At 49.9% G+C, this 24,165-nt stretch carries 23 protein-coding genes; 15 read left to right on the top strand and 8 right to left on the bottom strand.

Going from position 1 to position 24,165, the window contains the following annotated elements; all coding sequences use genetic code 11:
* Positions 1-176 precede the first annotated feature (176 nt).
* From NSQ46_RS24945 to NSQ46_RS24935, 3 genes are all read left to right on the top strand, one after another.
* Entirely contained in the window at positions 177-770 is a 594-nt protein-coding gene (locus NSQ46_RS24945) for a TetR/AcrR family transcriptional regulator (protein WP_340901492.1), read from the top strand.
* 170 nt (positions 771-940) lie between these two features.
* Positions 941-2,062, top strand: a complete 1,122-nt coding sequence (locus NSQ46_RS24940; protein ID WP_251536587.1) for a beta-ketoacyl-ACP synthase III — start codon at positions 941-943, stop codon at positions 2,060-2,062.
* Between the two features lie 158 nt (positions 2,063-2,220).
* Positions 2,221-3,078 (top strand): hypothetical protein, encoded by an 858-nt coding sequence (locus tag NSQ46_RS24935; protein WP_251536588.1) that lies wholly within the window; start codon positions 2,221-2,223, stop codon positions 3,076-3,078.
* Between the two features lie 50 nt (positions 3,079-3,128).
* Here the strand turns inward: NSQ46_RS24935 and NSQ46_RS24930 are convergent, their stop codons facing one another.
* From NSQ46_RS24930 to NSQ46_RS24910, 5 genes are all read right to left on the bottom strand, one after another.
* Entirely contained in the window at positions 3,129-3,917 is a 789-nt protein-coding gene (locus NSQ46_RS24930) for a response regulator (RefSeq protein ID WP_144878173.1), read from the bottom strand.
* Positions 3,910-5,610 carry a sensor histidine kinase gene (locus NSQ46_RS24925; protein ID WP_342575123.1) on the bottom strand — a complete coding sequence of 567 codons (1,701 nt, stop codon included), beginning with the start codon at positions 5,608-5,610 and terminating at the stop codon, positions 3,910-3,912. Before NSQ46_RS24925 ends, NSQ46_RS24930 begins: the two co-directional genes overlap by 8 nt.
* 134 nt (positions 5,611-5,744) lie before the next feature.
* Positions 5,745-7,400, bottom strand: a complete 1,656-nt coding sequence (locus NSQ46_RS24920) for an iron ABC transporter permease (RefSeq protein ID WP_342575121.1) — start codon at positions 7,398-7,400, stop codon at positions 5,745-5,747.
* Positions 7,397-8,509, bottom strand: coding sequence for an ABC transporter ATP-binding protein (locus NSQ46_RS24915; protein WP_007131172.1), 1,113 nt, complete (start codon positions 8,507-8,509; stop codon positions 7,397-7,399). Before NSQ46_RS24915 ends, NSQ46_RS24920 begins: the two co-directional genes overlap by 4 nt.
* Before the next feature lie 22 nt (positions 8,510-8,531).
* Positions 8,532-9,554, bottom strand: coding sequence for an ABC transporter substrate-binding protein (locus NSQ46_RS24910; RefSeq protein WP_342575119.1), 1,023 nt, complete (start codon positions 9,552-9,554; stop codon positions 8,532-8,534).
* A gap of 246 nt (positions 9,555-9,800) precedes the next feature.
* Here NSQ46_RS24910 and NSQ46_RS24905 point away from each other — a divergent pair, with 246 nt between their 5' ends.
* The 12 genes from NSQ46_RS24905 (at position 9,801) to NSQ46_RS24850 (ending at position 21,292) form a co-directional block, all read left to right on the top strand.
* Entirely contained in the window at positions 9,801-10,040 is a 240-nt protein-coding gene (locus tag NSQ46_RS24905) for a hypothetical protein (protein WP_213615024.1), read from the top strand.
* A gap of 338 nt (positions 10,041-10,378) precedes the next feature.
* The gene (locus NSQ46_RS24900; RefSeq protein ID WP_007131175.1) at positions 10,379-10,753 is read left to right on the top strand and encodes a BlaI/MecI/CopY family transcriptional regulator; all 375 of its coding nucleotides are present in this window, start codon (positions 10,379-10,381) and stop codon (positions 10,751-10,753) included.
* 5 nt (positions 10,754-10,758) lie between these two features.
* Positions 10,759-12,285: a M56 family metallopeptidase gene (locus tag NSQ46_RS24895; RefSeq protein WP_342575117.1), complete on the top strand. Its 1,527-nt coding sequence runs from the start codon at positions 10,759-10,761 to the stop codon at positions 12,283-12,285.
* A gap of 270 nt (positions 12,286-12,555) precedes the next feature.
* On the top strand, positions 12,556-13,431 hold the full coding sequence (locus NSQ46_RS24890; protein ID WP_007131177.1) for a radical SAM/SPASM domain-containing protein: 876 nt from the start codon (positions 12,556-12,558) through the stop codon (positions 13,429-13,431).
* Between the two features lie 439 nt (positions 13,432-13,870).
* Complete coding sequence (locus NSQ46_RS24885) at positions 13,871-15,343, top strand: DEAD/DEAH box helicase (protein ID WP_007131180.1); 1,473 nt, start codon at positions 13,871-13,873, stop codon at positions 15,341-15,343.
* A gap of 739 nt (positions 15,344-16,082) precedes the next feature.
* On the top strand, positions 16,083-16,520 hold the full coding sequence (locus NSQ46_RS24880; protein WP_342575114.1) for an NUDIX domain-containing protein: 438 nt from the start codon (positions 16,083-16,085) through the stop codon (positions 16,518-16,520).
* A gap of 56 nt (positions 16,521-16,576) precedes the next feature.
* The gene (locus tag NSQ46_RS24875) at positions 16,577-17,017 is read left to right on the top strand and encodes a hypothetical protein (RefSeq protein ID WP_342577015.1); all 441 of its coding nucleotides are present in this window, start codon (positions 16,577-16,579) and stop codon (positions 17,015-17,017) included.
* A gap of 52 nt (positions 17,018-17,069) precedes the next feature.
* Positions 17,070-17,744, top strand: coding sequence for a uracil-DNA glycosylase (locus tag NSQ46_RS24870; protein ID WP_028406402.1), 675 nt, complete (start codon positions 17,070-17,072; stop codon positions 17,742-17,744).
* 50 nt (positions 17,745-17,794) lie between these two features.
* The gene (locus NSQ46_RS24865) at positions 17,795-18,343 is read left to right on the top strand and encodes a delta-aminolevulinic acid dehydratase (protein ID WP_340901485.1); all 549 of its coding nucleotides are present in this window, start codon (positions 17,795-17,797) and stop codon (positions 18,341-18,343) included.
* 294 nt (positions 18,344-18,637) lie between these two features.
* Positions 18,638-19,669 (top strand): ROK family protein, encoded by a 1,032-nt coding sequence (locus NSQ46_RS24860; protein ID WP_342575113.1) that lies wholly within the window; start codon positions 18,638-18,640, stop codon positions 19,667-19,669.
* A 99-nt stretch (positions 19,670-19,768) separates the two neighbouring features.
* Positions 19,769-20,329 carry a sugar O-acetyltransferase gene (locus NSQ46_RS24855; RefSeq protein WP_028406399.1) on the top strand — a complete coding sequence of 187 codons (561 nt, stop codon included), beginning with the start codon at positions 19,769-19,771 and terminating at the stop codon, positions 20,327-20,329.
* 207 nt (positions 20,330-20,536) lie between these two features.
* On the top strand, positions 20,537-21,292 hold the full coding sequence (locus tag NSQ46_RS24850) for a hypothetical protein (protein WP_342575110.1): 756 nt from the start codon (positions 20,537-20,539) through the stop codon (positions 21,290-21,292).
* A gap of 20 nt (positions 21,293-21,312) precedes the next feature.
* Here the strand turns inward: NSQ46_RS24850 and NSQ46_RS24845 are convergent, their stop codons facing one another.
* From NSQ46_RS24845 to NSQ46_RS24835, 3 genes are read right to left on the bottom strand one after another with little or no spacing between them, the layout of a single operon-like run.
* Positions 21,313-21,708 carry a hypothetical protein gene (locus NSQ46_RS24845; protein WP_340901482.1) on the bottom strand — a complete coding sequence of 132 codons (396 nt, stop codon included), beginning with the start codon at positions 21,706-21,708 and terminating at the stop codon, positions 21,313-21,315.
* A 25-nt stretch (positions 21,709-21,733) separates the two neighbouring features.
* Complete coding sequence (locus NSQ46_RS24840; protein WP_007131191.1) at positions 21,734-22,564, bottom strand: WYL domain-containing protein; 831 nt, start codon at positions 22,562-22,564, stop codon at positions 21,734-21,736.
* Positions 22,551-23,858, bottom strand: coding sequence for a WYL domain-containing protein (locus NSQ46_RS24835; protein WP_007131192.1), 1,308 nt, complete (start codon positions 23,856-23,858; stop codon positions 22,551-22,553). Before NSQ46_RS24835 ends, NSQ46_RS24840 begins: the two co-directional genes overlap by 14 nt.
* Between the last annotated feature and the right edge of the window lie 307 nt (positions 23,859-24,165).

Raw genomic sequence — 24,165 nt, 5'->3', positions numbered from 1 at the left:
CACTCCCATCATGATTGGAACAGTCCATAGGCTTTCAATAAAAGTTATGTAGTAGATTTATTATTTCACTCTAAAACAATTATATCGACACGAATCCGATGGTTCAATATGTTTTGTAGTATTTTTATTGAATCAGTCTAAAACTTTGATTAAACTTACATATGAGGTGAAGGCTGATGAACGGCTACGAACGACGGAAGCAGAAGAAAATGGAGCAAATTTTCGAGGCATCGATTGAATTATTTTTCAAACACGGCTTTCAGAAGGTCAACGTTAATGAAATCGCGCAGCAAGCAGAGGTCTCTCCTGCAACGATATATAATTACTTCGGTACAAAAGAGAAGCTCTATGCCGATTCCTTGATCCATTGGATGGACAAGCAGCTGGAGCAGTATGAAGCCATTCTGGATTCCGGGTTGACTTTTCCGGAGAAGACGAAGGAAATCATGCAACTGGAGACACGGAATCTGAACATTTTGGGCGAGGAATTTCCGAAAGTCCCATCCTCCGAGTTGAGTGGGCTGATGGACATAATGGACCGTTACAGCGAGGAGAAAATCGTGGGCTTTTTCAAAAGGTTTATCACGCTTGGCAAGCAAGAGGGATATATTCGGGAGGATCGATCAGAAGAGATGTTGGTGCGTTACTTCACGATGTTCCAGAATGAACTGCGGCGGCATTGGGAGTCAGCGGATCAAGACCGGATGACCTGGAGCATGGATCAATGGATGGAATTGTTTTTCTACGGGGCAGCTGGACGGGAGAACTAACATGAAAAGGCTCATTCTAACCTGAACAGGAGTTAGAGTTGGGCCTTTTGTACGTTAAATCCATGAAAGAAGAATAATAAAGTCTATTATCTAGAATTTTTGGGCATATCTTGCATTTATACAAATATAATATACCAATATTAACCAAAAAAATATTTGCGAGGTGTGCTATGAATTCCGTTTATATCACAAGTGTGGGAAAGTTTCTCCCTGGTTCTCCGGTTAGTAACGAAGAGATGGAAGATTACCTTGGCAAGATTGGAGGAAAATCTTCCAAAACCAAAAGGCTCATTCTGGAAAAGAATCAAATTCGGTTCCGCTATTATGCCATGGATAAAGAGCAAAAGAGCTTATACACAAACGCTGAGATGGCTTCCCTGGCCATTCGGGATGCCTTGGATCGAAACGGCAACGTAACCGAACAAGATATCGACTTCTTAGCGACAGGTACGACAAGAGCAGATTTGCTCCTGCCAGGGTTTGCGAGTATGGTGCATGCAGAGACTGGCCTCCCCCCTATGGAAATTGCATCTCATTCCGGTTTATGCGCCAGCGGGATGCATGCACTCAAGAATGCGTATGTACATATCAAAGCTGGCGAGCACCGAGCAGCCATCGCCTGTTCCAGCGAGTTTTTGAGTCGCGAATTCAAACATACGAAATTTGAAGCGCAGGGGATTTATAGCAACAACCGGGTGCCTTTTGACACGGACTTCTTACGTTTTATGCTTTCAGATGGGGCAGGAGCAGCTGTATTGCAAAATGAGCCCTCCCCCAATGGGCCGTCGCTGCGTATTGAATGGATCGATAACCAATCCTATGCGAACCAGTATGAGGTGTGTATGTATTCAGGCATGAGTAAGGAGAGTGGAATCCGTTCCTGGCTGGACTATCCATCCATTCATGAAGCAGCCGACCAAGGAGCTCTGAATTTGAAGCAGGATGTAAGGCTTGTCAATGAAATAACAAAGGTAGGCACCAATCGAATACTGGAGCTCGTGGAGGAAGGGAGAATTGATCCTGAGAGAATAGACTGGATGGTGTGCCACTATTCATCGCATTTTTTCAGGGACGAAGTCTTCCGGCTACTGGACCTTGGCGGAGTGAGGATTCCGGAAGAGAAATGGTTTACGAATTTATATACAAAAGGGAACACAGGCGCAGCATCGATCTATATTATGCTGGAGGAGCTGATGAATGAAGGACATCTCACTGAAGGAGAGCAGGTGCTCTGCATCGTTCCGGAAAGCGGTAGATTCCAAATCTCGATTATGCTGCTGAGCGTAGTGTAAGCATAGAAGACGCCATCGTCGGACGGCGTCTTTTCTTTCCATCATATAAACAGCCATCATCCTGCGACGCATAAGAAGATTCTTTAATCATTTATAGAGGAATAACCCCCATATAATCGAATAACTCTAGAAACTAAAACGAAGAGAGGGATACTCTGATGAACATGCAGACACTAGCAGAGAAACTGAGTGCCGGCGCGTTTGATGATATTCTAAAACGTGACTTTTCGCGGGACATGATTTCTGAATTAGAACAGATGAACGCGGTCCAATTGGAAAATATATTGAAGGACATATTAGCAGTACCGATCGATATATCCAAGCCGAGGGTATTCGAATACCTTCAATTGTATTATTCAGCATCTTGGCACAATCTCTTCATGGAGCTGAATATGCCCCGTGCATTAAGTCTTTTGGAGGTTGGTTCTGGTGATATTGTTTACATTCCAAAAGCTTTAGACGCTTATTCCAACAACATGGGCACCTATGTGACTGCCAATCTCAACAGGGAGCTGACCCGAAGCTTTCAGGACAAAACGAAAGGGATGGCAATCAACGTACAGGTGATTGAGGACGATGCCGCAAATATCGGTTTATATTATCCAGCGTCTTCTTTTGACGTTGTCGCTTTCCATCACGCAATTAACGATATCATCCAGACCATTATCGCCGACCGTGAGGGCATTGATACGGTAAATCATGATTGGTGGACGATCGAACCTCTAATGCTGCAAGCTGTCATGGATTATCACCGAAAAGGCATGTTGAAGGATGCAGCATACGATGCGTTTATCCAAATCATGGACACAAGCTGCAAGCAGTTAAAAAGCGGAGGGTACATGATTTTCGATAACATTACGTATGCCGGATATGATGAGGTAGGTTATTCCTCCGAATTTCACAGCAGCTATATAGAGCTCGCAAGAAGCTGGATTAGCGAAGCAAACCTAGGTCTGGAAGAGATCGAAATCGATTCGTATGATAAACAATGGTGGATGGTATTGAGAAAAGTGTGATTCGATTATCCTGGGGAACCACCCGCCGCGCCACAAGGCATTCTTTCATCCTACGATTGCTTCTTCTCGAAATACTCCTGGTACTGGCTCGGCGTGACGTGGGCGTACTTTTTGAAGATGCTGATAAAATATTTGTAGTCGCTAAATCCGATATCCTGCGCGATGGTGTATACTTTGTTATCGCCTGACTTCAGTAAATCGATCGATTTCTGAATGCGGTAGCGATTGAGAAAATCATTGAAGGTATAGCTTGTCTCGGCCTTGAATTTCTGGTTCAGGTAGTAGGCGCTTAAGTCGAGCTCTTCCACGAGATCGTGAATGCTGATCTTCTTGGCATAGTTCTCTTGGACATAGGCTATCATCTTGGACACATACTTCGAGGTTTTGGTTTCCTTCTCCAGAAATTTGCTGCTAAGAATCTCTTCCTTTTCCTGCGGATGCTTCGAGATCACTTCATATTTGCGGAGCAGGTCCACTTTAGACTTGGCCGATTCCAGGGCTTCAACCAGCTGCTCGTCCTCGAGCGGCTTCACGAGAAACTCGGTCACGCCTAATTGGAGTGCCTGCTTCGCAAGGTGGAATTCATTATAGCCGGAGATAATGACGCTGCTGAAGGTATGCCGCTTGAGGCCTTCGCGAATCATCGAGATCCCGTCCATGATCGGCATGGTAATGTCGGTGATGACGATATCGGGCTTCAGCTCGCAGATCTTCTCGTAGCCATCCTGTCCGTTCAGTCCTTCTTCGATGACGATGCAATCGTATTGAACCCAGTCGATGCTGAACCGTATCCCCCTGCGAATCATATCCTCATCTTCGACCAGCAGAACTTTAAACATGATATCCACTCCATTCGTAAGGAATCGTAAGTGCGACACAGGTGCCTCTTCCTTCCGCGCTGTCAATATGGATGCCGGATTCCTCGCCATAAAGCAGCACTAAACGGCGATGAACATTGTACAGCCCGATATGCTGCGTCGTATTCGTCTGACTCTGCAGAATGTGGTTCACTTCCTGCAGCCTCTGCTCACTCATGCCTTGTCCGTTGTCGCGCACCTCCAATATGAGCTTGCCGGTGGAGGTGTAAATGTTAATTTCGATCAGCACCTTGCTCTGATTCTCATAGCCATATTTGATAGCGTTTTCGATTATCGGCTGCAGCAGCAGCTTGGGGACGTATACATCCAAGGTTTCCTCCGCGACGTTAACCCGATATTCCAGCCGGTCGTTGAACCGGATTTGCTGCAGCTTCAGGTAATCGCGCACATAGTTCATGTCATTCTTCAGCTGGACGCTGCGGTCAGGCCCGATGCTGTACCTTAGCAGCCGGGATAGAATCAGCACGATCTCCTGGGCTTGATTCGCGTCGATCTTAATGGCATAGCGCAGGGTTTCCAGAACATTGAAAATAAAATGCGGATGGAACTGCGATTGCAGCTGCTTCACCTCGATAATCGTGCGGAGCTCCGACAGCTCTTTATTTTTCTCGATCAACTCTTTCAACCGATCCAGCATCACGTTGTACTCATTACCCAGAATTTGAAACTCGTCGTTCGTCTGAATGTCGACATAGCCATTGAAATTACCTTCGCGCAGCTGTTCCAAGGCATGGATTAATTTATCGATCGATTCGGAGTTGCGCGCCGACATTTTATTCGCCAGAAACTCGATCAACACCCACAACAGCAGGCCGGCAGCAAGGACAAAAAGCGATACCGTAAAGTAGGTATATTGCTCCGATTTGTAGGAATTCAGCGTAATGACTTGAATCGGCGTGCCGGGGATTCGCTTGGCATACATGTAGTATTTGCCTTCGTTCAGCAGTACGCGTCCCTTGCTATCGAGCTTGGGGCTGAATTTGTTCAAGCCGCCTTTGGTCACATTGCTCGTCGTGGCTATGATGGTGTTATGCTCATCGGTGATCATGGCAATCTCATTATTTTGCTTGAAAATCACCTTCTGCATATCGGCTTCGTACAGCTGATAAATGATATAGCCAATCGTCTCGTTGTCCTTCACGATGGCTTGGCCAAACGTATAGCTCGTATCGCGGTCATGCGAATAACGGAAGCTGTTCATTTCCGTCAGCGTGTCGCCGGGCCGCTGGTCGATCCGATGAATGAGGTTGCCGAAGGCGAAATTGGAATACAGCACGTCGGGCGGGGCGGAGCTGGCCAGAAAGACCCCGTCGGTATTGACGATATGAAAAATGCTCTTGACCTTCTGCCGATTGTTGAAATCATAGAACTCGGAATATACCTGCTCGCTGCCCAGATGTGAGCTTACATAGTTGATCACGGTAGGAGAGGCGGCCATCCGCTGAATCTCCTCCTCGTACTGCCGGTATACGCCGGATAGGGTCTGGCTGATAGACTGGGCGGCTTCGGTCGTTTTTTGGGTCAGGTTCATTCTGCCATTCACGATCGTAAACGCCAGGAACAATACGATTAAGATGGAGAACGGGATCATCGCATAGATGCGAAATAAATGACGGGTTGATTCCTTGAAGTTACGATTACGGATATGCTTCATGCTGCCCTCCACCTGCGGTTAGCTGTCAAACCTATTATACTGACTCGGAGCAACCGCAGATAATCCAAATACATCCAAGCCGCTCCCTACAGACTGCAGGTGCCGACTTGGATGTATTCTGTGTTTTGTTGGTTTTACATGGAAACTTCCTTCTGTCCGGAGAGCTTCAGGAAGACGAGCAGGGATACCACCGTAATGACGGTCAGAATCGTGGACAGCGCTGCCGCCACCCCGTAGTTCCCGCGGACGACCTCGGTATAGATGGCCACCGTTACGGTCTTGGTCTTGCCCGTATACAGAATGATGGACGTGCTTAACTCCGTAATGATGGTAATCCAGCTCAGGATCGCGCCGGAGACAACGCCGGCCAGCATCATCGGGAGCGTAATCTTGAAGAACGTCTTCATCTGGGAAGCCCCCAGGCTGATGGCTGCTTCCTCGATCCCGTCGTTAATCTGATGCAGGATCGCTGCGCTGGATCGGATCGTATACGGCAGGCGCCGGATGACAAAGGAGATGATCATAATGACGGCCGTTCCGCTCAAAGCGAGCGGCTTATTGTTGAACGTGATCAGCAGCGCGATCCCGAGAATGGAGCCGGGAACGATATACGGGAACATCGTGAAGATATCCAGCGTGTTGGTTAGCGCATTCTTTCTGCGAACGGTAACGTAGGCGATCAGAATCGCCAGCAGAATGATGACGATCAGCGACACGATGGCCAGGAAGAACGTGTTCAGAATGACGCCGCCAATATTGCTGAAGGCATCCTGGTAGCTTTGGAGCGAGAACCCTTTAACGAACACTCTGCCGTTGGATTTCAGGAACGAAGTATAGATGACATAGAGCTGCGGCAGCAGCGCGATTAACGTGTACAGATAGATAACGGCATGGGCCGCGATATTGCCGAATCCCTTCTTCTTCTTGGCTTCGATCGGATGCAGTGCGCTCATCGTAAAGGATTTGCGATTGGCCACGAACTTTTGCAGCAGGAAGATCGTAGTGGCGAACAGAACGACGATGACGCTGATCGCTGCCGCAAAGCCGTCGTCGCCGCCGACCTCGCTGATGAACTCGTTAAAGATCAGCACGGGCACGGTCTTGTAGCCCTCGCCGATCAGCATCGGCGTACCGAAGTCGGCCAGCGCGCGCATGAAGACGAGCAGGCCCCCGGCCAGCAAGGTTGGGGTGATGAGCGGGAGGAGCACTTTGCGCATTTTGCTAAAGCCCTTATAGCCCATGCTTTCCGCAGCTTCCATCAGCGATTGGTCCATATTCTTCAAGGCGCCCGATACATACATGAAGATCAGCGGGACCATCTGCAAGGTCAAGACCACCAATATCCCCGTAAACCCGTAGATATCCGGCATTTGGATTCCGAATGTGCTGCTCACGAATTTGGTAATGACGCCGCTTCTTCCCAGCAGCAGGATCCAGGAGTAAGCTCCGATAAAGGGAGCCGACATTGACGAGATCAGAATTAACACCCGAATGGCCGAGCTGCCTTTAATCTTCACCGTTGCCATGATGTAGGCCAGAGGCGTAGCGATAATCGCGGCAAGCAGGGTTACGCTGACGGTGACTTTGACGCTGTTGAACAGGGCATTTAAATAGTAGGGCTTGCTGAAAAATTTCGTGAAGTAAGCCAGCGAGAAATCACCGGTCGTGCCGTTGTACAGACTTTTAAACAGCATCGTAAACAAAGGCAGGGCCAGAAACAGGATGTAGAACACAAAGATCAGTAACGAAATGTTGGTCCAGACATCAAATCGTTTGCGAGTGTCTCTCATAGCCGGGCGCCCCTTGTATAGTTCAGCTCGCCTGCCGCATCATAGACATTAATCTTCTCTTTCTTTACCTTGAGATAGATAACTTGACCAGGCTCGAGGATCTGTGACGCTTTCGATTCCTGGGTGATTTCCACGCGTTGACCGGACGCCAAGTCCACAAAATAATGGGTGTTCTGCCCCAAAAATACGCTGTGTACGATCGTTGCTTTCATGCCGGTCTGATCCTCGGTCAGAATGAACTCTTCCGGCCGAACCGAGACTTGAACATTTAGCGTATTAGCTGCGGCATCGGCCTTCGGAACCTCGATGTTAGACAGCTCTTCCGCATAGTCGGAGCCGAGCTGCAAGGCATAGCTGCCGCCTGCCGCTTTCGTTATACTTCCCGCAAGAATGTTGGTGCGGCCGATAAAGGTCGCAACGAATACGTTCGCAGGACGCTGGTAAATCTCCTGAGGCGTTCCGAGATGCTGAATGACGCCGGATTTCATGACCGCAATGCGGTCGGATACCGCCATGGCCTCCTCCTGATCATGCGTGACGTAGACGGTGGTAATTCCGACTTCTCTTTGAATGTCTTTAATCGCGTTGCGCATGTCGACCCGAAGCTTGGCATCGAGGTTGGAGAGAGGCTCGTCCATCAGCAGGACATCCGGCCGGATCACGATCGCTCTTGCTAGCGCTACGCGCTGCTGCTGGCCGCCCGACAGGTTCTTCGGCATGCGGTCCTTATAAGGCTCGATCTGAACGACCTTCAAGATGTCGTCGACCTTGGCGTTAATCTCGGCCTTGGATAATTTCCGATTCTCCAGTCCGAACGCAATGTTTCCTTTGACGGTCAGATGGGGGAAGATCGCGTAGCTTTGAAATACCATCCCGATATTCCGCTTCCCCGGCTCCACCTGGTTAATGACACGCTCGTTAAAGTGAATCGTTCCGCCTTCAATGCTGTTGAAGCCGGCGATCATGCGCAGCAGCGTCGTCTTGCCGCATCCCGAAGGCCCGAGCAGGGTGAAGAATTCACCCTGCTTGATCTCCAGGGACAGCTCGGGAATGACGGTCGTGTCGCCGTATTTTTTAACTAAATCTTGAATGGTTATGGTCACGCTCATGGTTGTCACCTGATTCTATATTTTATTTAACGCTAGTGAACAAATCGACATAGCGCTCAACGATTTCGGATTTATGCTCACTTACATAGTCTGTGTCTTCCTCAATCATGTAGATCTCCTCATAAGGCTTCATATGGTCGCCGAGCTTCGTATCCTGGCGAAGCGGACGGTTCGTTAATTGAGTGCCAAATGCATCTTGTGCTTCTTTAGAGAGAATGAAGTCGATGAACTTCTTGGCATTGTCCATATGCGGAGCGTCTTTGACAATTGCCGAACCCGCGTCCAGGAATACCGCTCCTTCTTTCGGATAAACGATTTCTACCGGAGCCCCGTTCTTCACATAGGTGCTGGAAGGGTCTTCGTAGGTCAGGCCGACGACATATTCACCGTCTGCGACGCTTTTGTGCACCGCGCCGGAGCCGCTGGCGATTTTGCCGTCGAGGTTCTCGATCAGCTGGGCTACATAGTTCCAGCCTTGTTCGCTTTCATAATCGCCGCCCATCGCTTTCAGCATATTGGTTAGCTGGGCGAAGGCGGAGCTGGAACTTGCCGGGTCGGCGGAAGCGATCTTCCCTTTGAGCTGCGGGTTCAGCAAATCCGCATAGCCTTCGATTTTGATGTCGCCGATTAGGTTTTTGTTGACGAGCAGCACGCTGCCATCCGAGATATAAGGGGTAGCGAAGCCGGTTTTATTGCGGTGACCTTCTATCAAATTTTTGTCTTCAGGTGACACATAAGGCTCCCACAGCGCGGCATTTTCACGGAAGCCGGCCATCGAACCGCCGAACATTACATCAGCGTAAGGGTTTTGTTTTTCCGACTGTAAGCGTTTAATAATTTCGCCCGTACCTGCCGTAACAAGCTCAACCGTAATCCCGGTTTCCTTCTCGAACATCGGAATGATCGTTTTGATGATCTCCTCGCTATTCGGGCTGTAGATGACGAGCTTATTCGACGAACCGGAGTCGGACTCGCCGCTGGCGCAACCGCTTAGCGCTCCTATAATGAGCACGCAGGTTAATAGTAAAATCGACAGCTTTTTCATGGTTGATCCCCCTTGAACATAGTTCATTTCGTAATTGCATGTTCATTGTAGCAGGGGTGATAGCGTTTACATAATCCCATAATCCGCAAACATCGTCTAAAATACGCAACCTATTTTGGAGTGGAGAGGAATCCGGGCAGGAACAATTGTAAGAATTCTTTCTCCACGGTTAGGGCAAGATAGGCTTTGGAACGGGTCTGGCAAGAAAGCTGTTCCTGTCACCATTTTTCGAGGGAGTGAGCTATGATGGCTAACAAAAACGATCGTAATTCAAAGGTTGATTCTGACCGCGACACAACCAAGATGGATGTTAACGCTGGAGAAGCTTTAGGCACCGCTGGCGGTGGCGTTGCAGGTGCTGTTGTAGGCTCCGTTCTAGGTCCAATCGGCACCATTGCGGGTGGTATCGCTGGTGCAGCATTGGGGAACAAAGCAGGCGAGGCAGCAGACGATAACGGCAAGAATCAAGATACAGAGCGGCGTTAAACCAGCCATCTGTACGAGTGAAAAAATAAGAGGAGACCGAGGAATGTCGGCGCTCTTGATCATTTAAGCTGTATTGTAGATAAAAGAACCGCGCTCCCGCGCGGTTCTTTAATTTTACATATAAGCTCGATGTACGCATAAGCTCGATGTACGCATAAGCTCGATGTACGCATAAGCTCGATGTACGCATAAGCTCTATGTACGCATAAGTTCGATGAAGTCGTACATTCACTCCCTTCGCTTGACATATCACTACATGATGTAGTAGGTTATAATCACTACACAGTGTAGTGATTATACTCGTTATGGACGCATAACGACGTAAAGAGGTGTTCACCGTGAACCAGGTTCAAAAATTATCGGATACTGAGATGGAGCTCATGGAGGTGATTTGGGAGTGTACTCCGCCTGTCACATCCACAGAATTGCTCGCGCTGTTTGCCGAGAGAGGGAAGGAATGGAAGGCGCAGACCATTTCCACCTTCTTATCGCGCTTGGTGGACAAAGGGGCACTAACGGCTACGAGGCATGGACGGACGAATAAATATACGCCTCGCATTTCGCCTGAAGATTATAAGCTCATGGAAACGCAGCAAGTTCTGGACGGATTATATCAAGGCTCGGTTAAAAATCTAATTTCAGCTTTGTATGACGGCGATAAGCTTTCAGATGAAGATATTGCAGAGCTGAAGCAATGGTTCTCGGAAAAGTAGGGGGCATGATGAATACGATTCTCCAAATGCTGTTTACCCTTACCGTTGCTGGAAGTGCCGTCGTAGCCTGCATACTATTGCTGCGGACCGTATCCGCTAATGCCTTTCCTGCAAAGTGGCGCTATGGAATGAGCAAAATGGCGGTAGGCTTTTATCTTGTACCCGTAGCCCTTGGCATTCAGTGGATCTCGCCGTTGTTTACATTCAATGCAACAGCAACCGCTCCCACCGCGAACGAGCTGTCTTCAACTGTGCAGCATGCGCTGACTGGTCCATATTCGGCAGTTCATCCGAAGCTGCTTGTCCCGGAACTGACCCTGTCAGCAACCGCGGCCGTTGTACTTATTGTCTTATGGGCATTCGGCGCTATAGCTTTTGCTGCATGGCAGATGTATTGTTATCGCAGATTTTTAATGAAACTAGAACCAACCCGTACGATCGCTCCGGAAAGCAGCGAAGCAGCCAAACAGCTCGCTTTCGTCAGGGAAGCCCTTGGCGTGAAAAGCAGCGTCAGGCTTGCCTACAGCCCCATCGTTCGGAGTCCCGTTCTCGTCGGCCTATGGAGACCAACCATTTATCTCCCTATAGAGAATACCGTTAACCTGGACATGGTGATTCGTCATGAGTTGGTCCATCTGAAACGGAAGGATCTATGGATCAAAGCGTTCACGCTCGGAGCAAGCGCCTTACACTGGTTTAATCCCTTGGTGCACATCCTTCGCAAGGATATTCATCTTTGGAGCGAGCTGTCCTGTGATGAAGAAGTCGTAAAAGAGATGTCTCATGCCCAGCGAAAACGCTATGGGGAGACGATCTTAAGCGTCATGGCAGGATCAAGGAATTTGCCCGTGCAATTTTGTGCCTCCTTATCCGGTGACGGCAAACAATTGAAAAGGAGATTGATGATGATGCTTAATGTAAAGAAGCCTAAAAAGAAAACAGTGTACCTCACCATAACAGCGTTGTTTTTAGTGGGTGCAATTAGCACATCCGCAGCGGCATGGGCGTCTGGCAATTCGCCCAAAGTCGTTGGCAATGAGGAAAGCCGGCCGGAAGCTAAACCAAGAGAAGCGGCCCCTAAAGCAGCGCCTTCCGAAGCCGTAGCTGGCAATGAAGGGAACCAAGTTGTAACTTATCCCAAAGAAGCTGCCCCTGCCCCTAGAGAAGTCGTCGTTGAGAATGAAGGAAATCATGTTGTAAGTCTGCCCAAAGAAGCTGCCCCTATGGCGGTCATTGTCGAAAATAGAGGAAGCGATGTTGTAGCTGCTCCAATAGAAGCTGCTCCTAGGGGAGCTGTCGTTGAGAAAACAGGGAACCAGGTTGTAACCTATCCAACAGAAGCTGCCCCGGCGGAAGCCGGCGTTCAGAATGAAGGAAGCCAGATTGTAATCCAGCCCAAAGTAGCAGCTCCTTCGGAGGCGGTCGTAAGTGAAGGGAACCAAGTTGTTGCTCCTTCAACAGAAGCTCGACCTGCCAAGGAGGGTTATAAGCTGCAGCCAAACGAGGCCCCACGGGAAATTCCGTCACGCTAAGATTCATGACACTTGAAGAGCTTGCTGAGTATGTTTGATACTGATAAGTGGCGCATTCCAACATATACGGTGAACGTTAATTCGAGCAAGTGAGAGAAGAGGGGGCTCCCTCTTCTCTCACTTTATACAGAATGGCATCAGATTAATATTTACAGCTGTAGCTGTAGTTGTAGCTGTAAATGCCAGCCTATGGTACGATGTGGATGATTGATAGCTAGCAAACTAGCAGATCATCATGCGATCATAGACATCTGGATAGGGGATAAAATCTTGAAGAAATTTAAGAAGGTTTACATAGAAATTACAAGTATTTGCAATCTGGCCTGCACGTTCTGCCCGCCTACGGAGCGTAAGGCCAACTTTATTAAGGTGGAGGACTTCGCGAGAAGATTGGACGAGATCAAGCCGCATACGAGTTACATTTATCTGCATGTGAAGGGGGAGCCCCTGCTTCATCCGAAGATCGATCAGCTGCTGGATGTTAGCCATGAAAAAGGGTTCAAGGTCAACATCACGACCAACGGCACGCTGATCGCGAAGAACCGGCATAAGCTGCTGGGAAAGCCGGCCTTAAGGCAGATGAACTTCTCGCTCCACAGCTTTGACGGCCATATCGGCTCCACGGACCGTGAGGGATATTTGCGGGACATTCTCTCTTTCGTACGGGATGCCAAGGAGCATAATGTGATCTTCTCCTTCCGCTTGTGGAATTTGACGCAGGACAACCAAACGAACCTGGAGAAGCAGCGAAACCGCCAGACGCTTGAAATTCTGGAGAAGGAATTTAATCTCGACTACCGCATCGAGGAAAAGGTGGAGCCCGGCGGTGGCGTGAAGGTGGCCGAGAACGTCTACCTGAACCAGGACTACGAATTCCAATGGCCTAGCCTGTCGGCACCTGAGGATGACGGCAAAGGCTTCTGCCATGCGCTTCGCACCCAGGCGGCCATTCTCGTGGACGGGACGGTCGTGCCGTGCTGTCTGGACGGGGAAGGCGTCATTAATTTGGGTAATATCCACCGAACGTCGTTCTCGGATATCGTTGACGGGGAGCGGGCCAACAACCTCGTGGATGGATTTTCGCGCCGGGAAGCCGTCGAGGAGCTATGCCGAAAATGCGGGTATCGGCAGAGATTTGGTGCGTAATCTGACTGCATATAAAAGCCATTGATCGGAACTGCGGGCTCAAGGCATCAGCATATTGTAATCCTGAACCAGGTTATAAGTTCCCACTTGACCTAATCAGCCCCTTCAGCCCCCTTGCTGCCGGTATTCAAAGGCATCCTTGATCTGAAAGGCATTATCGGAAAGGCCAAGTCCTTGGGTTACAAGTGGGTCGTTGTTGAGCAGGACCGCCTCAAGATCGATGGCTATGAGAGTATCAAGATTTCGCTTGACCATGTAAAAGCAATGCTGGAGGATCATTAAGGTTAGGTAAAAGCTATATCAACAATTCGGGGAATCGCCAACAGCGTAGCCGGACTTCAAGAGGCGGAAATAAAATTCCGCTTCTTTTTTTATGCCGATCTGTGGTATCGTTATGTGTTAGACTTAAATTTCAGGTATTCACCATAAAGGAGACCCCATGACATTTCAAGATTTAAATATATCCCCGATCATTCTCAAGGCGCTGGCCAAGGAAAATTACAAGACGCCGACGCCTATTCAGGCTCAGGCCATCCCGGCTGTGTTAGCCGGCAGAGATTTGCTGGGCTGTGCCCAAACCGGGACAGGGAAGACCGCTGCTTTTTCGGTACCGATGATCCAGCTGTTAAACGAACAGCCTCCTAAACCAGGTATGGGACGCCGCATTCGCGCGCTGGTGTTGTCGCCGACTCGCGAGCTTGCCCTGCAAATTTCGGATAACGTCAAAGCTTATAGCCAGTTTACGAAGCTGCGTTCGACCGCAATTGTTGGCGGCGTTTCGCAAAAAACGCAGGAGCGGGCCCTTCAGCAAGGAGCTGACATTCTCATCGCCACCCCGGGCAGACTTATCGATCTCATAAATCAGAAGCACGTCGATCTGCAGCATGTGGAGATTTTGGTGCTGGATGAAGCTGACCGTATGCTGGATATGGGCTTTATTCATGACGTGAAGCGGATCATCGCCAAAATGCCGAGCAAAAAACAAACGCTCTTCTTCTCGGCAACGATGCCTTCAGAAATCACCCAGCTGGTCAAAACACTACTGCATAATCCCGTGAAAGTAGAGATTACCCCGGTTTCCTCTACGGCCGAGCGTATCGTGCAATCCGTGTACCTGCTGGAAACGGGGAGTAAGCAGAAGCAATTGAACGAGCTGCTGAAGGATCCATCGATTGCATCCGCATTGGTCTTTACCCGTACGAAGCGCGGAGCTGACCGGGTTGCGCGCGGTCTGAACAAGGTGAATATTACGGCTCAGGCCATTCACGGCGACAAATCGCAAACCAGCCGTCAGAACGCACTTAATAATTTCAAAAGCGGCGAGACGCGGGTATTGGTGGCAACGGATATCGCCGCGCGAGGCATTGATATCGACGAGCTGTCACATGTCATTAACTTCAATCTCCCGAATATCCCCGAAACGTATGTTCACCGGATTGGCCGAACAGGGCGCGCGGGGCTGAGTGGAACGGCAATTTCGTTCTGTGAAGTGGACGAGGTGCCTTTGCTCCGGGATATAGAGAAGTTAATCGGAAAGTCCATTCCGGAAGTGAAGGATCATGCCTATCCGATGTCCGGCTCATTAAGAGCCGCCAAGGTAGACCAATCCCCGAAATCGGGCTCGGCCAAGCCCGGCCAAGCCAAGTCGGCAGCAGTCAGACCTGCTAAACCGAAAGCCGATACCACTCGCAAGCCAAAGACCGACAAGGCTCGTAAACCGAAATCAGACGCGGCTCGCGATTCGAGCACGAATTCGCCACGTAAGCCGAAAGCGGAGGCCGTTAATAATCCGTATTTAGAGATGGCACGTAAGCTGAAGTCGGAAGCTGCTCTGAACCCTAAGGATGGCCAAGCCCGTAAGCGCAAGTCCGATGGGTTCAAAAAGGGAAGCAAGACGGGCAGATCCTCGTAAGCAGAAATAACGTATGGGGGATGATTTCATAGGCGACAGCCATCCGGGCATACTCCAAACCACGCATCGTGCGCACGATGTATACGGGCATTCCCGGCATTTCTGACAATCCCCCTAATAGAAAGCACCCTGTCTCACTTTGTTGAGAATGCCCCCCGTTTGTGAGACAGGGATCAAAACACCTTGCAAGTTTAAGCAGCCAGTCGCCGTAAATTAACCGGTGACTGGTTATTTAGTTTCGTTTGAATGGGAGACTAACGATGATGCATCTAACAATTTCGGAACAATAGCAATATTCCAGCGTATATACTAGGAAATGATTCCGGAGGAGTTGGAGGCGGCAATGAGCAAGGACAAACGGTCGTACTGGGGATTAGGCTATGGGCTTTTCATAGGCGTCATCTTGGGTTGGATTATGGATAATTTTATAACTGGCATTTCGATCGGGATCGTGTTTGGGATATCATTATCGAACAATTTCTTGTAGTCTCCCACCTTCTACAATCCAATTCGTAGTACCCGCTACAAATGTATTGGCTTCATTGTCATAAGTTATATTTCATCCCTTCTGCTCCGATTTGTTATATTTGGAATAAGTAGAAATCCAATTCCGGACTTATTATAGTAGATTCTCTGGACTGGAAAGTTGATACAATGTATTTCTTTTATGAAAGATTAGTAATCTTTTGATTAGCTGACGAACTTACATAAGGTCCTTGACCGGGAGGAGGGGGATTCGATGTTCATCGTCAACGTGGAAGGCGCTGTATACAGGGACGGGCAATGGCTCCTGATTACTCGCAGCATGAAGGAGGAGCATGCCGGGGGGACTCTATCGCTTGTAGGAGGCAAAGTCGATGAAGAAGGGCATTCGCAGGAGATTCTCGAGCGAACGGCAAGGCGCGAACTGTACGAAGAGGTCGGAATCAAGGTTAAAGATGAGGCTGCATTCGTATACAGTTCTTCCTTTGTAACCGACGATGGAATTCATGTCATCAACGTAGTTTTTTTGTGTGAACACGACCAGGGAACAGCCTATTGCAAAAGTCCGGACGAGGTCGAAGCGGTACACTGGCTGGATTACGAGGCTATTATGAATCACCCGCAGGCGCCGCCTTGGACGAAAGAGAGCATTAGGAGAGCAGCGTTGATGAAGGAGAACAGCTGCTCATCGTGATAGGTTCGTTAACGAATGATAGAGTATGCCTAGCAAAAGGAGGTCATCCTTTGGCGGTGCTTCAGGATATGCGTGAGCCGGGGACATGGGTTGAATTTAGGTTCATATCCCGGATACCTGGTGAGGATGAGGGATGTCGGCTTCAGTTCAAGTTTTGCAAGGCGGGGCAGCTTATATATGACCTTGAGTTTGGCTGGACCAATATAACGATCAGAAATTATATCAAGGTCACTTCACGCTTTCCCGTTGAACCCCTGCACAGCATGCCTTTGAAAGGATTGTTCATGTCGTTCGAAAAACATCTATATCAGCTGGACTGGGAGGAGACAGGACCAGAAGGTTGCTACAAGTTAAGATTTTATGGATCGGATCAGGACTTTACGCTGTTCGTCCATGAAGAATCCGTAAGGAATTTTGGCAGGGCATTCAGCAAGGAATGGGAGCATGCACCCTTAACTGTTCTGAAAGGCAAACGACATACTCGTAAAAATAGATAGGTTGGACAAGTCCCTTACCCAACATCCATTGTTTTAACCGAGGTGATACACAGTGGCGATATTGAAAAATGATTGGGCCGACTATTTGGCGCCGGAGTTTGAGAAGCCTTACTATTTAAAACTGCGCAAATTTCTTGCGGAAGAGTATAAGACGAGACGGATTTATCCGGATATGTACGATATTTTTAACGCATTGCATTATACGTCGTTTGCCGATACGAAGGTGGTCATTCTGGGGCAGGACCCTTATCACGGGCCGGGGCAGGCCCATGGGCTGAGCTTCTCGGTCAAACCGGGCGTGACGCCGCCGCCGTCCCTGCAGAACATTTTTCAGGAGCTGCACGATGATCTGAACTGCGAGATTCCGAACAACGGTTATCTTGTTCCTTGGGCCAAGCAGGGAGTACTGCTGCTGAACACGGTGCTGACGGTTCGAGCGCGCACGCCCAATTCGCACAAGGAGATGGGATGGGAAACCTTCACGGATCAGGTGATCCAGACGCTGAATCGGAAGGAGGAGCCGGTCGTCTTCCTCCTCTGGGGGAGCCATGCCCAGCGGAAGGCGGAACTGATTTCGAACCCGAAACATCATCTGATCCGGTCACCACATCCGAGTCCGTATTCGGCAATGCGCGGTTTTTTCGGAAGCCGGCCGTTCTCCCGGGCGAACCGCTTCTTAAGTGAGGCGGGTCTGCCGGAGATCGATTGGCAGATTCCCAATATATAACGGGCTCTGCGCTCAAAAATATCGTTAGGTTAACAGGAGGAATGGAGAAAATGAGTAAGCCTGTGATGCAGGTCGCGCTGGTATGCGGACCGGATAGTGATATGGAGGCCCAGGCCGTGCGAGCGGCATTGGAGTGTTTCGGGGTACGCGTCTTTACCTACTGGATCGGCAGGCCGAATGATCTGATCGACGTCTTGTCCGGCGATGATTTATATGAAGGCACCGATATGATTCTGCTGAGTTTTCACGGGGATGAAGGCCGTCTAATCATGCCGGAGCTCGGTGATGACGTATATGAGCCAAACGAACCGAAAGGCGATTTCGGGCCGGACGAGATCCGGCGATTTGCAAGGCTGGACGGAAAGACGGTGATCGCGAATGGCTGCACGCTGGGAGATCCGGCGCTGGCCGAAGCGTTCCTTGCCCGGGGCTGTAACATGTTCATCGGGCCGGATGACTATCCGGACGGTAACGATGCGCTAATGTTCGTGCTGCGGCTGTTCTATGAGATCATTCAGCAGGGCCGTGATGTGAAGGAAGCATTCGCGATGACCGTACCTATGAGCAGCGAGCTGTCTATGTACCGTTTGTATGAATGAAAACGATGAATGTAAAAAAGACGGATAGACTATAGAAAATGCTATTTTGTCATCTCCTAGCTGTTCCGCAGGAAAGTCCTTGGAGATCTGCCGTACAACCGTAATACATAAGAAAGTCGCCGTGATGAGGCGACTTTTGTTTTTCGCGAATAATTTTTTTCTAATGCTAAGGGCTAAAGCTTTCGTCCATCCCTAATTCAAATGATACAAGGGTAGACAGCAAGAGCGAAATCATATATTTTATTACTTATTAAAAGTATTTTAATAATAGGCAAGGGAGTCGGCGCACCATTCATGAGTCCAATCAGCAATAATACGACGCAGATCAAGAAAATGAATCAAGAGTTAGTCCGGCAGGCTCTCCGAGCCATGAGGCAGGGGACCAAGTCCATGGTGGCACAAGCAACAGGTCTGAGCGTTGCCACTTGCGGCAGCATTTTAAATGAGCTGCTCGGCAACGGCGAGCTGTTGGAGCTGGGGATGGAGGAGCCAAGCGGCGGCCGCCCGGCCAGATTGTACAAGTATAATGAGCATTTTTCTTATGTTGCCTGCATTCTGATCAAAGCTGGAGTAAAGACCCATTCGTTAACCTATAAGGTAGCTAACCTCGCGGGAGAGACCATCGAGGAAGGATACCAGGAGCATGCTCGGGTTGACCTTGCTGCGGTTCATAGGCTGGTTGACCAGATCATCGGTCAATTCCCGCAAATCCGTGCGGTTGGCCTTGGCGTACCGGGAGCTGTTCATCAGGGAGTCATGAATACTAGCGATATCCGGGAGCTGGTTAACGTTCCGCTGGAGGCTTCCATTCGTGAAAAGCATGGGGTGGAAGTCATTATCGAGAACGACATGAATCTCACCGTGTACGGCTTCTACCGGAAGCAGGGATATGAGGAAGAAACATCGGTTGCGGTTGCGACCTTTATCGAAGGCAGCCTTCCAGGGGCAGGTCTGATGGTGAATGGACATATCCACAGAGGGAGCACTCGGTTTGCGGGAGAAATTGCCTTTTTGCCGCTGGGCATGTCCCAAGAAGAGCAGTTTCGGCAGCTGCATGACCGGTCGACGTTTCATGCACTGGCTGGCCGTATGGTATCTAGCTTGATTGCGGTTATGAATCCGGAGACGATCGCTCTTACGGGGAGCTTGGTCGGACACGCCGATGTGGAGCTTATTCGTCAGGAATGCCTGAAATCGATTCCGGAGATGCATATGCCGCAGCTGACCCTGCTCGAGCATCCGGAGGAGGATTATATGTACGGGCTGATCACAATGACCCTCGAAAGCCTGGCCTATTCGCTTCAGCTGGTGGAGAAACGATTGTAGGCAATTAACCGCTGATATCCCGGGTTCTTCGGCCATATTCGCCGGACGCTAACCATTTCGGAACAAATACATGATATGAGAGAGGATTGGGAGTACCACATGAAAACAGAAAAGCAAAAAATGCTCGATGGAGAGCTATACAAGGCTTGGGACCCTGAATTGGTGCGTGAGCAGGCCTATGCCAGACGGATGACGCGCATGTATAACCAAACCACCGAAGCCGACGAGGAACTGCGGGTGCGGATTCTTAAAGAGCTGCTGGGATCGACCGGGAATAACCTGAAGATGGAGCCGAACATCCGATTCGATTATGGCTACAACATTCATGTCGGTGAAAATTTCTTCGCCAACTTTGACTGCACTATTCTGGATGTATGCGAGGTACGGATTGGCGATAACTGTATGTTCGGACCTGGCGTTCACATCTACACGGCTACGCATCCGGTGGATCCGTATGAACGGATCAAGGGACCGGAATACGGGAAGCCGGTTATGATCGGCAACAATGTATGGGTTGGCGGACGCGCCGTCATTAATCCGGGTGTTACGATTGGCAATAATGTGGTTATCGCCTCAGGAGCCGTGGTGACCAAAGATGTTCCGGACAACATGATTGTCGGCGGCAATCCTGCGAAGGTGATTAAAGAAATTCACATTTAAAAAGATGTCGCTGCCTAGCATTGTATAAGGAACATTTCGCTTTCGACGGATCTCCTGGATGAAATAAAGAAGCGATATTATTGGCGATATCGTTTCTTTTTATATACTTGAGGTACTAATATAGAATCAGCAGCCGATCAGATTTGATCAGATTTGCCTCTATGTTGACGCTTCTCGGTGAATAAGTGGGGAGGGATGATGTTGCCTGTGAAAAAGAAGCTTGGTTTCGTCCTATTGATGATCTTTTCGCTGTTTATGATCCATCCGGCTGAGGCATCCGTAGATCCCGTTGAGGAAATTAGGGAACTGGTAAACCCTGAGTTTATGACTTACACATCAGGCTCTTTACGTCCGGTTAAGGATGATTATGGGATCACCGACACGGAGGATGTACAGCTTGGTGAAGGGCAGCCTTACTACATCGTCTCATCCGAATTTCTGAAGTCTTCGAGTGCAGACGGGGAGCACACAAGCGATGATATTTTTGAACACGGCGGGTTTTTATTTGTTATGGAGGAGAACGGCAAACCGGTAGGGAACGTAGACGTCATCAAAGAAAATGGGACTTGGAGCATCTTCAAGCTCTCGAGTGGAATCAGCCCGGTTCAGGCAATTGTCGATACCCGTCAACAATTAGCAGCCGTACCGGATACCAAGCTGATCTACGATCAAGCCTTTGGTCTGTTGGGGATGAGTCAAAATGAGAAATATATACAAACAGCAGGTGAACATCAGCTGAGCAATACACAGGAAATCGACATCCAATCGCTTGGGAATCAACTGATTCGGCAATATCAAGAAAGTCGGAAGCTCCCTCCTGGTTCAGCGGGGGGAAGACTGTTTCCATCTGATTCTACGAATGCGCATGGGAAATATTATACTGTGGGAGCTGTTATTTTTGCCGGATTCGCCATCATCGGAGCCGCAGTCATGCTGTTTAGGAAAAGAAGATCCAAGCTTTAAATAGGAGCAATGGATTGGTGTTACTGAACAATATCATTGAAAAAGCTTCGTATGTCCTCCAGCTCCTGAGTTTTCAGCACCACTTCCTTATCGTTCGTTACCATGATCGCAGGAAATCGGTTGAGGCCGATTTTGTCGGCGATGTCTCGGTTTGTCGGGGTCTCGAGATCATATACCTGAATGCCTTGAATCACTTTCAAGAGAACATCGCTGGAGTTCATGAATTCAAGAAGCTGCATGTCGAGACCCGAGTAAGTTTCATAGAATAAATGGATTTTATATTGATCTTTCGAATCGGATGATAGAAAATCTAGCACATCCTGCTTGCTGGTTCCCGAGCAGCCAAGGGCCATAACCAACAACAGCATCGCGAAAATCTTACCAAATACATTAACGAAATACCGTTTGCTCCTCATGTATTCACCTCACTAACATAATTTCCTATCCCTTTGGCACTTCTTCCTTACAGGCCGAGACGATGCCGTACCGTTCCAGCGCCTTCGTGGATGACTCCAGCATCCGCCGCCGTAAATAGGCACCCTCCCGGATGCGCACCCGCCGGCCGAGAAAGCGAAGCTTGGATAGCAGATACTCCTGCTCGTCACCGGGCACCAAGAGCCGGACGCTGTAGGTATCCTGCCCTTCGTCATACGTTACTTCCTTATCGAAGCAGGAGAGAGCGTACAGAATTCGGGACAGCTCCCCGTTATACCGGGGGACGACGTCAATGACGGCTTCCGTCCGCCTTGCATCGAGCAGTTGCGGAATCCTCTCCAGGATGCGGTCCGCATCGGATTCGGCGATCGGTTCCTCGGACACCGACAGGATGCTGTACAGCCGGGTGCGGAGCAGTGAGCGGTTCTTCCGGTGATACCAGAGCAGGTACCACTCCTGCTTGACCATGGAGAACTCCAGCTTATAAGGCAGCCCAGGCTGGTCCTTATGGGTACGCCCGCCCTTGATCGCGTAGGAGATGTTGATCGCGCGCTTGCGCATGATCGCTCGGCGCAATGGCCGCAGCAGCGGGTGGACGACCGGTTTGCCAGCGGCCTTCGCTTTTTCCAGCAGATGCTCCGGGGTTTCCATTCCCGCATCGGGTTCCAGGATCGCCCGCAGCTTCTCCAGCGTGGCAGGGGAGAAGGCATCCGCTGCAGCCGGATGGTCCAGCATCGTTTTCAGCCAGCTGCGCTCCTGCGAGGTCACCATGAACGTGCCCGAGTCCTCGAGACGGGATAGGATCTGGTAGTTAAAAATTTTTTCAAACGGATTCATAGGCAGCCTGGATCTCCTTCCATTCGTCGATCATTTCCTGGCGGAGCGTCAGCGGCTCCAGAATTTCGCAGGCAGAGCCGAAGCTCCGCAGCCAAGGCTTGATCTCGGTTGTGCCGTTCACGGTAATTTCGTATATGAAGGAGACCTCGTCTTCTTCGATGATCTCTCCCCATTGTCCTTGCAGCAGTACGCGTTCCTTCACGAAGCTCGGCCCGGAGACCCCGGGGTGGAAAAATCGGGCCCGAACCGTCACCGGACGGCCGGTATCGATCAGCCAGCTGTGCCGGATACGCTCCTCCAGCTCCTGCATTTTCGCCTCGAACCATGCCTCGTCAACCGCCGCGTCTTCCTCAATTTGAGTCATGCCCTCCATTCGATATTTGCGAATGCCTTCCCGGCCATTAGCGAGCAGATACCATCTGCCGTACTGGTGGTCGTAGACGACCTTCAACGGAAGCACCTTTTCCCATCTGCCCTTGGATTCCCGCTCGAACAGCGGGTTTGTATTTTTAGACGCATAGCTGAGCTCCGTTTTCGGCGAAAAGTACAGAAAGCGTACCTTGTGCCGATTACGGATGGCCTTAAGGAGGGTGAACAGATGCGCTTCGTCTAAGATGCGGGAATGATAGTGATACTTGTATAAAAAGGTTTCGGTAAACGGCATGGCTTCGCTTCGCTGAAGCTGCTTTTTAAGCCCGTCGCGGAGCAGGTATCCCGGCACGGATGGCACCTGCGTATTTGCCATGATATCAACGAAGTCATAGAGGTCCAGGAGCTCCTCTTCGGACAGCTCATGGACCAGCTCGCCGCGGATCCGGTACCGGTAAGGCCGGGGACCGGGCTCCCTGCAAATGACGCCGACCTCCTCGAGATATTTCAGATCGGAGCGGACGGTTTTTTCATCCGGGTAGGGAACGCCGTCCGGGGTTCCGCCGCAGCAGGCGTCCAGCAGCTCCGAGACCGTTAAGGTCTCATCACGCATGGCGCTGAGGAGCAAAGAAATCCGGAGTCCCTCGGATTCCTTGACCGACTTGGCGCGGAACAGGAACAGCAGTACCGGATCGGCCGACTCATAGTAGCTGAACCGGAGGGCATCAGCCAGCTCGGCGCCCTGCTCCATGGGCAGCTGCTGGTGCACGGTGCTGACGATGTCCTTCAGCTTCCGGATGGTTTTATCAAAGGTATGTACGGAAATGCCGAGCCGGTCGGCGAACTGCTGCCGGCTGTAGGCGCCGCTCGTCAGTGCAAGCATGCGCAGAAACTGGATCTCCTTGTCAAAGCTTTCCTTGGCCATGGTCAACCTCCGTTCGTTAAGCAGGCTATCTCTCTATTGTATCAGGGGTTGAAAAGCGGTGAAACGGAAAACTTTAACCCGGATTTGCCGCTTCGTAAAACTTTTGCCATGTTCAATACCCCCGGAATGCGCGAAGATAGAGGCAACAAAGATAACCGAGTCCCTAAAAAGGACTTGTGGAGCGTGAACGAGCCGGACAGTGGCGAGCAAGTCCCCAAAAGGGACTTGTGGAGCGCAAACGAGCGCGCCAGGAGCAAACAAGTCCCGAAAAGGGACTTGCGGAGCGCGAACGAGCGCTGCCGGAGCA

Source organism: Paenibacillus sp. FSL M8-0142, from assembly GCF_038597315.1.
GTDB classification, from domain to species: Bacteria; Bacillota; Bacilli; order Paenibacillales; family Paenibacillaceae; genus Paenibacillus_AQ; species Paenibacillus_AQ lactis.
This window is presented reverse-complemented; position numbering and strand designations above follow the sequence as displayed.